Origin of the sequence: Novosphingobium sp. IK01 (assembly GCF_033242265.1) — a bacterium.
In the GTDB taxonomy this organism is placed as follows: Bacteria; Pseudomonadota; Alphaproteobacteria; order Sphingomonadales; family Sphingomonadaceae; genus Novosphingobium; species Novosphingobium pituita.
This window is the reverse complement of the sequence record NZ_BTFW01000001.1, coordinates 2532501-2545342: the sequence shown is the minus strand read 5'-3', so window position 1 is coordinate 2545342 and position 12842 is coordinate 2532501. Positions and strand designations below refer to the sequence as shown.

The 12842-nt window shown below is 67.9% G+C and carries 10 protein-coding genes, 1 tRNA gene and 2 rRNA genes (1 of these 13 only partly in view); 4 read left to right on the top strand and 9 right to left on the bottom strand.

Annotated elements, in window-relative coordinates:
- Positions 1–107 precede the first annotated feature (107 nt).
- From SBI20_RS11710 to SBI20_RS11695, 4 genes are all read right to left on the bottom strand, one after another.
- Positions 108–2540, bottom strand: coding sequence for a ligase-associated DNA damage response DEXH box helicase (locus SBI20_RS11710; RefSeq protein ID WP_317975196.1), 2433 nt, complete (start codon positions 2538–2540; stop codon positions 108–110).
- Between the two features lie 109 nt (positions 2541–2649).
- On the bottom strand, positions 2650–4041 hold the full coding sequence (gene pgmG / locus SBI20_RS11705) for a phosphoglucomutase/phosphomannomutase PgmG (RefSeq protein WP_317976119.1): 1392 nt from the start codon (positions 4039–4041) through the stop codon (positions 2650–2652).
- Positions 4042–4310: 269 nt separating this feature from the next.
- A complete protein-coding gene (locus SBI20_RS11700; RefSeq protein WP_317975195.1) occupies positions 4311–4631 on the bottom strand; it encodes a DnaJ domain-containing protein in 321 nt (106 codons plus the stop codon).
- Positions 4628–5476, bottom strand: a complete 849-nt coding sequence (locus SBI20_RS11695; RefSeq protein ID WP_317975194.1) for a division plane positioning ATPase MipZ — start codon at positions 5474–5476, stop codon at positions 4628–4630. The genes SBI20_RS11700 and SBI20_RS11695 overlap by 4 nt, the downstream gene beginning before the upstream one ends.
- 158 nt (positions 5477–5634) lie before the next feature.
- Here SBI20_RS11695 and panC point away from each other — a divergent pair, with 158 nt between their 5' ends.
- From panC to arsC, 4 genes are read left to right on the top strand one after another with little or no spacing between them, the layout of a single operon-like run.
- A complete protein-coding gene (gene panC, locus SBI20_RS11690; protein WP_317975193.1) occupies positions 5635–6489 on the top strand; it encodes a pantoate--beta-alanine ligase in 855 nt (284 codons plus the stop codon).
- 30 nt (positions 6490–6519) lie between these two features.
- The gene (dacB, locus tag SBI20_RS11685; protein WP_317975192.1) at positions 6520–7953 is read left to right on the top strand and encodes a D-alanyl-D-alanine carboxypeptidase/D-alanyl-D-alanine endopeptidase; all 1434 of its coding nucleotides are present in this window, start codon (positions 6520–6522) and stop codon (positions 7951–7953) included.
- A 14-nt stretch (positions 7954–7967) separates the two neighbouring features.
- Positions 7968–8477 carry a (2Fe-2S)-binding protein gene (locus SBI20_RS11680; RefSeq protein ID WP_317975191.1) on the top strand — a complete coding sequence of 170 codons (510 nt, stop codon included), beginning with the start codon at positions 7968–7970 and terminating at the stop codon, positions 8475–8477.
- 23 nt (positions 8478–8500) lie between these two features.
- The gene (arsC, locus tag SBI20_RS11675) at positions 8501–8842 is read left to right on the top strand and encodes an arsenate reductase (glutaredoxin) (RefSeq protein ID WP_317975190.1); all 342 of its coding nucleotides are present in this window, start codon (positions 8501–8503) and stop codon (positions 8840–8842) included.
- A 16-nt stretch (positions 8843–8858) separates the two neighbouring features.
- On the opposite strand, the gene cueR is transcribed toward arsC, so the two are convergent.
- From cueR to SBI20_RS11650, 5 genes are all read right to left on the bottom strand, one after another.
- The gene (gene cueR, locus SBI20_RS11670) at positions 8859–9245 is read right to left on the bottom strand and encodes a Cu(I)-responsive transcriptional regulator (protein ID WP_317975189.1); all 387 of its coding nucleotides are present in this window, start codon (positions 9243–9245) and stop codon (positions 8859–8861) included.
- Entirely contained in the window at positions 9242–11614 is a 2373-nt protein-coding gene (locus SBI20_RS11665; RefSeq protein WP_317975188.1) for a heavy metal translocating P-type ATPase, read from the bottom strand. The genes cueR and SBI20_RS11665 overlap by 4 nt, the downstream gene beginning before the upstream one ends.
- Before the next feature lie 169 nt (positions 11615–11783).
- Positions 11784–11860, bottom strand: a tRNA-Met gene (locus tag SBI20_RS11660).
- A gap of 94 nt (positions 11861–11954) precedes the next feature.
- Positions 11955–12069: ribosomal RNA gene (gene rrf / locus SBI20_RS11655) — 5S ribosomal RNA — on the bottom strand.
- Between the two features lie 113 nt (positions 12070–12182).
- Positions 12183–12842 (bottom strand): 23S ribosomal RNA (locus SBI20_RS11650) (it continues 2131 nt past the right edge of the window).

Genomic DNA, 12842 nt, shown 5'->3' with positions numbered 1-12842 from the left:
GTCAGCCCTGCGGCCTGCCACCTCCCCATTTCATGGGGAGGATCTCTATGGTCCTCCCCGCTTGCGGGGAGGTGGCAGGCCGCAGGCCTGACGGAGGGGCCCTTGGCCTAACAATCAGGCCGCATGGCCAACCCGCCCAGACTCTCGGCCTCCAGCACAAGCTCGTCATCGGCCGCCCCATCGGGCACGCTCTCGCGCCCGATCATCACCAGCACGGGCACGGCCAGCGGCGTCACCCGCTCCACCTCGACATGGACCAGTTGCGCCCCTGCCCGCTCCAGCAGGTCGGCCAGCCGCCCCAGATCGGTCATCCGCGTGCGCGCATCGGCCCAGGCCGCCTCGATCAGCACATGGTCGGGCTCGTGGCGGCACAAGACATCGTAGATCAGGTCGGTCGAGAAGGTGACCTGCCGCCCGCTCTTGCGCTTGCCCGGATGCTGCCGCTCGACGAGCCCCGAAATCACCGCCACCTCGCGAAAGGCGCGCCGCAGCAGGTGCGAGCCCTGCACCCATTCGACGAATTCATGGGCCAGAATGTCGGGCGAAAGCAGCGGCGCAGGGTCGGCTATCGGGCGCAGGCTCCAGACCGCCAGCGCATAGTCATTGGCCACGAAGCCCAGCGGACCAAGCCCCAGTTCCTCCATCCGCCGGGTGATCAGCATGCCCAGCGACTGGTTCGCGTTCCACCCCTCGAACGTATAGAACACGCTATAGGCCCGCCCCTGATGCGGGAAACTCTCGACCAGCAGTTCGCCCGGATGGGGCAGGCGGCTGCGCCAGTCCTGCATTTCGAGCCACTCGCGCACATCGTCGGGAAAGCGCGCCCAGCCGCTGCGGTCGGCCAGCATGGCCTGAACCCGCGTCGACAGATGGGTGGTGAGCGGCATGCGCAGGCCGCCATAGCTGGGAATGCGCCCGGCCTTCTTCGCCGCGCGGACGATCAGGTCGAGATCGCGCACGCCTTCGACCTCCAGATCGAGCCCGGCAAAGCGGAAGGTATCACCCGGACTCAATTGCGCGCCGAAGAATTCCTCGACTTTGCCCAGCGAGCGCCCGTTGCGAAAACGCACATCGAGCATCTCGGAATCGACGATGATCCCGGCGTTGAGCCGGTGCCGCGCGGCCTGTTCCGGGTGGGCCAGCCGCCATTGCCCGTCGCGCGTGCGCACGATCCGGCGGAACCGGTCATAGGCGCGCAGCGCGTAGCCCCCCGTCGCCACGAAATCGAGCACGCGCGCCAGAACGGTCGCGTCCACCCACGCATAAGGCCAGCACGAGCGGATTTCGGCCAGCAGGGCCTCCTCGTGGAACGGCCCCGAACAGGCGCAGGCCATGACATGCTGGGCCAGCACGTCCAGCCCGCCGGGCCGGAAATCCTCGCCATCGCGCTGCCCCTCGTTCACCGCGTCGCAGGCCGCCATGGCCTCGAGAAACTCGAAGCGGTTGCCCGGCACCAGCACCGCCCGGCTCGGCTGGTCCAGCCGGTGGTTGGCCCGCCCGATCCGCTGCAGCAGCCGCGAGGAGCCCTTGGGCGCGCCCATCTGGACGACAAGGTCGATATCGCCCCAGTCCACCCCCAGATCGAGGCTGGCCGTGCAGACCAGCGCGCGCAAGGCCCCGCGCGCCATCGCGCTTTCCACCTTGCGCCGCGCCTCGACCGAGAGCGAGCCATGGTGGATGCCGATGGGCAGCGTCTCCTCGTTGGCGTCCCACAGCAGCTGGAAGATATATTCGGCCAGAAACCGGGTGTTGGTAAAGACCAGCGTGACCCGGTTGGCGCGGATCAGGTCCATCAGTTGCGGCACGGCCCATGCCGCCGCATGGCCGCCCCATGGCACCCGCTCGCCCGCCGGAACCATGATCTCAACCTGCGGCGGTGCGCCCGTCTCCCCCTCGACCAGCGCGACGGTGTCCACCTCGCCCCAAGGGGCCAGCCAACTGCGAAAACCATCCTCGTGCGCGACCGTCGCCGACAGCCCCACCCGTTGCAGGCCCGGTGCCAGCGCCTGAAGCCGGGCCAGCGCCAGCGCCAGCAAATCCCCACGCTTGCCCGTGGCAAAAGCGTGAATCTCGTCGATCACCACGCGCTTCAACCCGCTGAAAATCTCGGGCGCCTCGGGATAGCTGAGCAGCAGCGACAGCGATTCGGGCGTCGTCAGCAAGACATGGGGCGGCCGCGCCCGCTGCCGCGCCTTGCGCTCCGAAGGCGTATCCCCGCTGCGCGTCTCCACCCGCAGGTCGAGCCCCATCTCCGCAATCGGCGCCAGCAGGTTGCGCTGCACATCATGGGCCAGCGCCTTCAAGGGCGAGATATAGAGCGTGTGCAGCCCTTCAGGGGCCCCCGCCCCGCCCAGCCGCGAGGGACAGAACGCCGCCAGCGTCGGCAAAAAACCCGCCAGCGTCTTGCCCGCCCCGGTGTCCGCCACCAGCAGGGCATGCCCCCCGGCATCGGCCACATCGAGCATCTCGGCCTGATGCCGCCGCACCCGCCACCCGCGCGAGGCAAACCATTCGGCGATTTCAGGAGGAAGCGCGGGCATGGAGCCTAGATAGGCATGGTGGGTCGCAAAAACAGAAAGAAAAGGAATCAGGAAGGGGCCATTGCCCCTTCGACCCCATTATCTTTGGCTGCGCCGGGTATGGCAGCCACTATCCCTTGCGCGACAGGCCCGAGGCGGCCAGTTGGGCGTCGATCTGGGCGAGGAGGCGGGCGAGGCCTGCTTCGCTGGTGCTTTCCGCGCGGGCGACCAGCACGTCCTGCGTGTTCGAGGCGCGCAGGAGCCACCAGCCGTCGGGCGTGGTCACGCGCACGCCGTCGATGGCGACCAGGTCGACCCCTTCGGCTTCGAGGCGGGCGCGAACTTCCTCGATGGCGGCGAACTTGCGGGCTTCATCGACCGGGAAGCGCAGTTCGGGAGTGTTGACCATCGCGGGCATCGCGCTGCGCAAGTCGGTCAGCGAAGTGTGCAGGCGGATCGTCGCGGCGATCAGGCGCAGCGCGGCATAAATGCCGTCGTCGAAGCCGTACCAGTCGTCGGCGAAGAACACATGGCCGCTCATCTCGCCAGCCAGCGGGCTGCCGGTTTCGAGCATCCGCGCCTTCATCAGCGAATGGCCGGTCTTCCACATCATCGGCTTGCCGCCCAGTTGCGCCACTCGGTCGAACAGCGCGCTACTGGCCTTGATGTCGGCGATCACCGTCGCGCCGGGCTGGCGGGCGAGCAGGTCCTGCGCGAAAATCATCAGTAACTGGTCGCCCCAGACCACGCGGCCAAGGCCATCGACCGCGCCCAGCCGGTCCGCGTCGCCGTCGAAGGCGACCGCGAAATCGAGGTGCTGCTGGGCCACCGCGCGGCGCACGTCGGCAAGGTTTGCCTCGACCGTGGGATCGGGGTGGTGATTGGGGAACGTGCCGTCGACCGCCGTGTGCAGCAGGACATGGCGGCCCGGCAGGCGCGCGACCAACCGTTCCAGCACGGGGCCGGCCGCGCCATTGCCCGCGTCCCACGCCAGCGCGAGGCGCGCGAGCGCCGCCGGATCGAGCCCGTCGAGCGCGCGCAGCAGCGCGGCGACATAGGCGTCCATCACGTCGGCGCTCGAAACCGTGCCGCTGCCGCTCGTCCAGGCCCCGGCTTGCGCCAGAGCGCCCAGTTCGGCGATCTGCGCGCCGAAGAACGGGCGCCCATGGAGCACGAACTTGAAGCCGTTGTGGTTGGCCGGGTTGTGGCTGCCGGTGATCATCACCGCGCCATCGACCCCATCGAGCGTGGCCGCCGCGAAATAGAGCATCGGCGTGGGGCCAAGCCCGATCCGCACGACATCGACACCGCCCGCCGCCAGCCCCTCGACCAGCGCATGTTCAAGGATCGGCGAAGACACCCGGCCGTCGAGCCCGACCGCCACGCAGCGTCCGCCGCCCCGGATCACCCGCGCGGCAAAGCTGCGCCCGATGGCGCGCGCATCTTCCGCGCCCAGCGTCTGGCCGAACACCCCGCGCACATCGTATTCACGCAGGATCGTGGGATCGAAATGGTGGGTCATCATGCGGGCCTGCCGATCGGACGAAAAAACCTTGGATTACGCGGAAAAATTCGCGGCTGTCGGGATTCTGCAAGACAGTACCGGGAGATGGTTGATCCATCTCCCGTCATTCCCGCGAAGGCGGGAATCCAGATTCCGTGCCCCGTGTGCATGCGCAGCCGTCGCAACTGGATCCCCGCCTTCGCGGGGATGACGAATACAATTCAGGCAACCCTGTTTTGTTCCAAACGTCAGGGTTCGCATCAAGGATCAGAATGTGTCCACGCCGCCTAGCGCTGCGCGGTTTCCGCAAGGCGGGCGAGCAGCAGGTCGCGCGCGGCATTGGCCTCGTGGACGGCCTCGTTGGTGCCGCCCCGGTCGGGGTGAACCATGGCGATGAGGCGGCGGTGCGCCTCGATGATCTGTTCACGGCTTGCATCGGGGGCCACTCCCAGAAGATTGCAGGCCTTGCCCTGCATACCCGAACGAAGCGTGCCCGAATGCGGGGCGCGCCCGGCCAGTTCCCCCCATTTCTTTTCCCAGGGCCAATGCCCGGTCAGCAGGCGGACCAGGGCGCAGACCAGCGCCGCCAGCCAGAGCAGCTTGATCACGCCGCGCCCCGCGTCTGGTCCATCAGATGGGCCTTGGCCGCCGCGATCGGCAGGTTGAGACCGGCGACGAGCGTGCGCAGTTCCTGCCGGGCGACCAGATGGCTGGTGCCCAGTTCGCCCAGATAGCCCTTGTCGAGCAGGGTCAACCCGCTGGGGAACAGTTCGCGATAGATCACGCGCTCGGACAGGCCGTTGGAGATGCGGAAGCCCACGCGGCGCGAGAGTTCGTTCAGCGCCTGGTCGATGCGCTTCTGGTTGCGCGCCTCGACATGCTGGGTGCGGTTGCGCACGACGACCCAGTCCATGTCCTTGCGCGCATCGCGGATCGTGGCCATCGCGCGCTTCTTGCGGGTTTCCCAGATCAGCTCGGCATAGAACGACAGGCGGCGGACGCGGAACGTCTCGGCATCGACCTGCCCGATCAGGTCGAAATCGACGAAACTGTCGTTGAGCGGGGTGACCAGCGTGTCGGCGCTGGTGGCGACATGGCGGGCGAGCATGTCGTCGCGGCCCGGCGTGTCGAAGATGATGAAATCGTGGTCCTGCGCGAAATCGGCGACGAGGGCATCGAGCGCCTCGGTGCTGTCCTCGCGGAAAACGGCATGGGTGGCGTTGGGCAGCGGGATCTGGCGGCGGCGCGCGGTCTCGTCGCGGTTTTCCAGATAGCGGTGGAGCGTGGCCTGACGGCTGTCGAGGTCGATCGCGGCGACACGCACGCCCTGATAGGCCAGCGCCACGGCGACATGGACCGCCGTCGTCGACTTGCCGGTTCCGCCCTTTTCGTTGGCGAAAACGATGCGATGCGGGCCCGCGAAAGGACCCGAAGCTTGAGGCTCTACCGACACGCGCTTTCTCTCTCGATGACTGGTTGCAAAGCGGCCCGGACATATCCCGGCCCTAAAACCCCGATCTTGCCGACCCTTGTACACGCGGACAGCCCTCGCTAGGGCAAAGCCCCGCCGCGAGGATCCGCTTTCCCCGGCTTAATGGAGAGCCCGCCAGCGTGCAAACCATCTCTCGTCTCGACGACTTGCGCCAAGCCCTTGCCCTTTCCAAAAGCGGGGGAAAAACAGTCGCACTGGTGCCTACCATGGGCGCGCTCCATCAAGGCCACCTGACCCTTGTACGCCAGGCCCGCGCGCGTGCCGACATCGTCGTGGTCTCGATCTTCGTCAATCCGCGCCAGTTTGGACCCAACGAGGATTTCGGCGCCTATCCGCGCCAGTTGGCCGCCGATGCCGCGCTGCTCGAAGCCGAGGGTGTCGATGTGCTCTGGGCCCCCACGCCCGAGGCGATGTACCCGGCTGGCTTTGCCACGACGGTCTCGGTCGCCGGGCTGGACGCGCCCTTGTGCGGCGCCAATCGCCCCGGCCATTTCGACGGCGTGGCGACGGTGGTGTGCAAGCTGTTCAACCAGGTCCGCCCCGATGTCGCGCTGTTCGGCGAAAAGGACTGGCAGCAACTGGCGATCATCCGCGCCATGGCCCGCGACCTCGACCTGACCGCGCCCCATGTCGATGCGATCATCGGCGTGCCCACCGTGCGCGAGGCCGACGGGCTGGCGATGAGCAGCCGCAACCGCTACCTCACCGCACAGGAACGCACCGCCGCGCTGGCCCTGCCCACGGGAATCGAGGCGGCCATCGCCACCTTGCGCGAAGGGGGCCCGGCCCAGCCAGCGCTCGACACCTTGCGCGCCGGGTTGCTCGCCGCCGGGTTTTCGCGCGTGGACTATGCCGACTTGCGCGATGCCGAAACCCTCGAAGCGCTCGACGCGCTGGGCAGCCGCCCGGCCCGCGTGCTGGTGGCCGCCCAGATGGGCAAGGCGCGCCTGATCGACAACTGGCCAGCCAATTGACCGGCGCGCCTTGACGCGGCAAGCCGGGGCATGATCGTCCGCCATCTTCTTGCCCCGCTCGGGTGCGTGGCCATGCTGCTGGCTGGTCCGGCTCTGGCCCCTGTGCAAGCCCGCACCCCTGCCGCCCGCACCGATCCGGTCGCCGTGGCGCTCGCCGCGCTGCCACAAGGCGCGCGGATGGGGTTGCTGGTGGTCGACGACAAGGGCGCCGTGCTGGCGCAGGCCAGTGCCGACCAGCGGATGGTCCCGGCCTCGACCACCAAGCTGTTCACCACCGCCGCCGCGCTCGCCCTGCTGCCCGATCCCACCGCGCCCGATGCGACCGGCGGGGCTGATGTCGTGCTCGAAGGCCCGGCGCGCGCGCCCGACGTGGTGCTGCGCGGCCATGGCGATGCCCGGCTGTCTTCAGCGAGCGACTGCACGCAAGATTGCCTGTCCACCCTCGCCGATGCCCTCGCCAGCCGGCTGGGCAGGGGCGCCCGCGTCGCGCGGGTGATCGGCGACGACAGCGCGATGGCCGATGAACGCTGGCCCTCGGGCATGAGCTGGGACAACATGGCCACCGGCTCGGGCACGGCGATCTCGGCGCTCACGCTCGACGACAATCTGGCCATCCTGCCCATCGCCAGTGGCGCGCCGGGTAGCCCCGCCGTGCTGGCCGCGCCCCCCGGCGTGACGATCAGCGGCACGGTAGTGAGCCAGACGGGCGGCGGCGCGCCGTTCACCCGGCAGATGGCCGTGGGCAGCGACACATGGCAGGTGGCCGGCACGATCCCGGCGGGGCAGGCCCTGACCGTGCCCCTCGCGCTGGCCGATCCGGCGGCCCATGCCGCCGCCGTGCTGCGCGCAATGCTGGTCGCGCGCGGGATCAGGGTTTCCGGCCCGGCGCTGGCCCGCCACCGCAGCGCCCCCCCGCAGCCCCCATCCTCAACGCCCCTCGCCCGGCTTGTCCCGCCGCCGCTCGCCGAAGATGTGGCGCTCACCTTGCGGCAAAGCCAGAACCTTCATGCCGAACTCTTGCTGCGGCGGCTGGGCGCCTCGGGCACGGTCGCCGATGGCCTTGCCGCGCGGCAGGCGGCGCTGGCCCCGGCGCAGCTTCCGCCCGGCAGCACCAGCCTTTACGATGGCTCGGGCATGTCGACCTACAACCGCACCAGCCCGCGCGCGCTCGTCGCGCTGCTGCGCTGGGGCCTCGCCCAGCCCTGGGGCCCGCTGTGGCAGGCCGGATGGCCCATCGCCGGGCAGAATGGCACGCTGAAGGGGCGGCTGCGCGGCACCGCGCTCGAAGGCCAGCTGCGCGCCAAGACCGGCACCCTGATGGGCACGCAGGCGCTGGCCGGAACCTTCCCCGCCGCCAGTGGCCGCGTGCTGACTTTCGCGGTGCTCGTCAACGACCTGCCCGAAGGGAAAAGCGCAACGCCTGCCATCGATTCGCTCCTGCTGGCGCTGGCCGCCGCGTTCTAGGCCCGAACCCTGCCATGGCCAGCCTCACCCTCAACTCCCAGCCCCTCGAAATCCGGCTGCCCGACGATACCCCGCTGCTCTGGGCGCTGCGCGACGCGGCCAACCTCACCGGCACCAAATATGGCTGCGGCACCGGCGAATGCGGGGCCTGCACGGTGATCGTCGACGGACAGGCCATGCCCAGTTGCACACTCTCGCTGGGCGAGGCCGAGGGCCGCAGCGTGACCACCATCGAGGGTCTCTCGCCCGACCGCAGCCACCCCGTCCAGCAGGCCTTCGTGGCCGAGCAGGCGATCCAGTGCGGCTTTTGCACGCCGGGCCTGATCATGGCCGCCGCCGCCCTGCTCGCCCACAACAGCGACCCCAGCGAGGCCGACATTGCCGCCGCGCTGCCCCATGTCTGCCGCTGCGGAGTCCAGCCCCGCCTCGTGCGGGCGGTCCAGCGCGCGGGCCACATCCTGCGCGGACAGGAACACGCAGCCCCCCTGCCCGCGCCCACCACCGCCACGACACCCGGCTTCTAGGCCGCCCCCATCAGGAGATCATCATGAAGGCCACGATCTGGCACAACCCCGCCTGCGGCACCTCGCGCAACACGCTCGCCCTGCTCCACGAAGCCGGGGCCGAAGTGACCGTGATCGAATATTTGAAGACCCCGCCGAGCGCGGAAAAGCTCGCCCAGCTCTACCGCGATGCCGGGATCACCCCGCAAGAGGGCCTGCGCCTCAAGGGCACCGACGCACAGGAACGCGGCCTGCCCGATGCGGACGACGCCACCGTGCTGGCCGCCATGGCCGCCGAGCCGCGCCTGATCGAGCGCCCGCTGGTCGAAACCGACAAGGGCGTGCGCCTGTGCCGCCCCAAGGAAAAGGTCGCCGAAATTCTCTGAGAGCCCGAAGCAGGATTCACCCCGTCAGCCGGTCGAGGATCGGGCAGTCGGGCCGCGAATCCCCGTGACAGGCCTCGGCCAGATCAAGCAGGGTCGCCCGCATGGCCTCGATCGAGGCCGCCTTGCGCCCCAGTTCCCCGGCCCGGGCGAGCGCCAGCGCCTTGACGTCGCCGCTCGCCCGGTCCCGGTCCTGCCAGAGATTGAGCAGGGCACGGATCTCCTCGATCGGGAACCCCAGATCGCGCGCATTGGCGATGAAGCGCAGGCGGTGGACATCGGCCTGCGCATAGTCGCGATAGCCGCTGTCGCGCCGGGGCGGCGGCGGGATCAGGCCGATCTTCTCGTAATGGCGGATCATGCGTTGCGAGACCCCGCTCGCCTCGGCAGCCTGCCCGATGTTCATGATCCCGCCCCCTCCAGACGCACCCCGTTCAACCGCAGCGCGTTGACGACGACCGTGAACGACGAAAGCGCCATCGCCGCCCCCGCGAACATCGGCGAGAGCAGCGTTCCGGTCACCGGATAGAGTACCCCGGCGGCCACCGGCACCCCCATTCCGTTGAACACGAACGAGAAGAACAGGTTCTGGCGAATGTTCGCCATCGTCGCGCGGGCCAGACGAACTGCCCGCACCAGCGCCGACAGGTCGCCGCTGGTCAGCGTGATCCCCGCGCTCTCGATGGCCACATCGGTTCCCGTCCCCATCGCCACGCCGACATCGGCCGCCGCCAGCGCGGGGGCATCGTTGATCCCGTCGCCGGCCATCGCCACGCGCGCGCCCCTGCCCTTGAGTTCACCGACGATCCGCGCCTTGTCCTCGGGCCTGAGTTCGGCATGAACCTCGTCGATCCCGCCAATCGCCGAGGCAACGGCTTGTGCCGTTCCCCGGCTGTCGCCGGTCAGCATGACGATCCGCAGGCCCTGCGCGCGCAAGGCTGCAATCGCCTCGCGTGCGGTATCGCGGATCGGGTCAGCCACCGCGACGAGCCCGGCGGCCCGGCCATCGACAGCCACCAGCATCACCCCGCCCCCTTGCGCGCGATAGCCCTCGGCCACGGCCTCCAGCCCGGCCGTATCGGCGCCGACACGCCGCATCTGCGCCGCATTGCCGACCGCGACCTCGCGCCCCTCGACCCGGCCACTGATGCCCATGCCGGTCTGCGAGGCAAAGCCCTCGACAGGGGCGGGGTGCAATCCCCGTTCACGCGCACCGGCAAGGATCGCGAGGGCCAGCGGGTGCTCCGAATTTGCCTCGACCGCCGCCGCCAGCGCCAGAACTTCATCTGCCGCAAACCCGTCCTGCACCTCCACCGCGATCAGCTTCGGCTTGCCCTGGGTCAGCGTGCCGGTCTTGTCGATCACCAGCGTGTCGACCTTGTCGAGCGCCTGCAAGGCTTCGGCATCCTTGACCAGAACCCCGGCTTGCGCGCCGCGCCCGGTCCCCACCATGATCGACATCGGCGTCGCCAGCCCCAGCGCACAGGGGCAGGCAATGACCAGCACGGCAATCGCATTGAGCAGGGCATGGCCGAAACGCGGCTCGGGCCCGACCAGATTCCAGACAACGAACGTGATGGCCGCCACCAGCACCACCAGCGGCACGAACCACCCCGAAATGCGATCCGCCACCGCCTGGATCGGCGCGCGGCTGCGCTGCGCATTGGCCACCATCGCCACGATCCGCGACAGCATGGTTTCGGAGCCCACCGCCTGCGCTTCCATGACGAGGCTTCCGGTCCCGTTGACCGTCCCCCCGGTCAGCGCCGCGCCGGGTGTCTTGAGCACGGGCGCAGGCTCGCCCGTCAGCATCGCTTCATCGACCGCGGAGCGCCCTTCGAGCACCACCCCGTCGACCGGCACGGCCTCTCCGGGCCGGACACGCAGATGGTCGCCCTTTTCGATCTCGGCCAGTGGCACGTCATGCTCGCCCCCATCCGCCCCGATCCGCCGCGCGGTCTTGGGCGCAAGATCGAGCAGCGCGCGGATCGCCCGCCCCGTCGCCGCCCGCGCGCGCAGTTCCAGCACCTGCCCCAGCAGGACCAGCGTCACGACCACGCCCGCCGCCTCGTAATAGACCGGCACCATCCCGGCATGATCATGGAACGACGCCGGAAACAGCCCCGGCGCCATCGTCGCCACCAGACTGTAGCCAAAGGCCGCCCCCACCCCGATCATGATCAGGGTGAACATGTTGTAGTGACGACTTCCGAGCGAGGCCCAGCCCCGCTCGAAGAAAGGCCGCCCCGCCCAAAGCACGATCGGCGCGCTCAGCAGAAGTTGTATCCAGGGAGACCAGGCCATCGGCACGAGATGAAGCCCCAGCATCTCCGCCCCCATCGAGAGCAGCAGCAAGGGCACCGCCAGCACCGCACTGACCTTGAGGCGGCGGGTGAAATCGACCAGTTCGGGATTGGGCCCATCATCGAGCGTGGGGGCCTCCGGTTCGAGCGCCATGCCACAGATCGGGCAAGTGCCCGGCCCCTCCTGCCGGATTTCAGGATGCATCGGGCAGATCCAGATCGAACCGGGCGGGGCTTCCACCGGCGGCGCCGGGCGATCACCCAGAAACTTGTCCGGATCGGCGATGAATTTCGCACGACACCCCGCACCGCAAAAATGGAAGGTCTTGCCCTGATGTTCGGCATGATGCGGGGTCACGGCCGGATCGACGATCATCCCGCAAACCGGGTCAGTCACCTTGCCCGGTTGGGAACCCGTTTCCGGCGCCTTGCCGCCGCAGCAATGCCCTTCATGGCGATGCGAGTCGTTCATCCATCACTCCTTCGCACCCCGAATAGCCCCTGACACAATGTCAAGGTCAACCCCGCTCCTCCCCGTTCACGGGGAGGGGGACCGCCCGCGAAGCGGGTGGTGGAGGGGCAGCGAGGCCGGAACGCAAAAAAGCCGCCTCTGTGTGGAGACGGCTTGGCGTGTGTTGGTATGGTTGCGGGGGCAGGATTTGAACCTGCGACCTTCAGGTTATGAGCCTGACGAGCTACCGGGCTGCTCCACCCCGCGATGATAGCAAAACGGCCCCTTGGCGTTTTTGCCTTGGGGCCGATTTGTTGAATGAGATTGTGATGGGTTTTTAATCGTGTGCGCCGGCTTCAATGCCTGGCGACGACCTACTCTTCCAACGCTTGAGCGTTAGTACCATTGGCGCGGACTGGTTTCACGGCCGAGTTCGAGATGGGATCGGGTGGTTCACAGACGCTATGGTCACCAGGCAATGGAGCGGGCGCACATGATTTGTTTTTAGATCGATGATTGGGTGTCTGGCTTTTGTATCGTCCGGTTATCACCGTAGCCTTTGCAGGGCTGATGGTGATGGTGGGGATTCTTCAAGCATGAACAGAGTTATTAGGACCGGTTAGCTTCATGCGTTACCGCACTTCCACACCCGGCCTATCAACGTGGTGGTCTACCACGACTCGATGATACCTTATCTTGAGGGAGGCTTCCCGCTTAGATGCTTTCAGCGGTTATCCCGTCCATGCATAGCTACCCTGCTGCGCTCCTGGCGGAACGACAGGTACACCAGAGGCATGTTCACCCCGGTCCTCTCGTACTAGGGGCAACTCCTCTCAAGTATCGACGCCCACGGCAGATAGGGACCAAACTGTCTCGCGACGTTCTGAACCCAGCTCACGTACCACTTTAATTGGCGAACAGCCAAACCCTTGGGACCTGCTCCAGCCCCAGGATGTGATGAGCCGACATCGAGGTGCCAAACGATTCCGTCGATATGAGCTCTTGGGAATCATCAGCCTGTTATCCCCGGCGTACCTTTTATCCGTTGAGCGATGGCCCTTCCACGAGGGACCACCGGATCACTATGACCGACTTTCGTCTCTGCTCGACTCGTCAGTCTCGCAGTCAGGCAGGCTTATGCCATTGCACTCTAGCAGACGGTTTCCAACCGTCCTGAGCCTACCATCGCGCGCCTCCGTTACTCTTTAGGAGGCGACCGCCCCAGTCAAACTACCCGCCACAGAGGGTC

What these genes read in the sequence shown, in the direction of transcription:
- cueR (WP_317975189.1), bottom strand. Translation starts at nt 9,245, where the DNA reads ATGAACATCGGGCAGGCTGCCGAGGCGAGCGGGGTCTCGCAACGCATG.
- pgmG (WP_317976119.1), bottom strand. Translation starts at nt 4,041, where the DNA reads ATGACCCACCATTTCGATCCCACGATCCTGCGTGAATACGATGTGCGC.
- dacB (WP_317975192.1), top strand. Translation starts at nt 6,520, where the DNA reads ATGATCGTCCGCCATCTTCTTGCCCCGCTCGGGTGCGTGGCCATGCTG.
- arsC (WP_317975190.1), top strand. Translation starts at nt 8,501, where the DNA reads ATGAAGGCCACGATCTGGCACAACCCCGCCTGCGGCACCTCGCGCAAC.
- SBI20_RS11665 (WP_317975188.1), bottom strand. Translation starts at nt 11,614, where the DNA reads ATGAACGACTCGCATCGCCATGAAGGGCATTGCTGCGGCGGCAAGGCG.
- SBI20_RS11680 (WP_317975191.1), top strand. Translation starts at nt 7,968, where the DNA reads ATGGCCAGCCTCACCCTCAACTCCCAGCCCCTCGAAATCCGGCTGCCC.
- SBI20_RS11710 (WP_317975196.1), bottom strand. Translation starts at nt 2,540, where the DNA reads ATGCCCGCGCTTCCTCCTGAAATCGCCGAATGGTTTGCCTCGCGCGGG.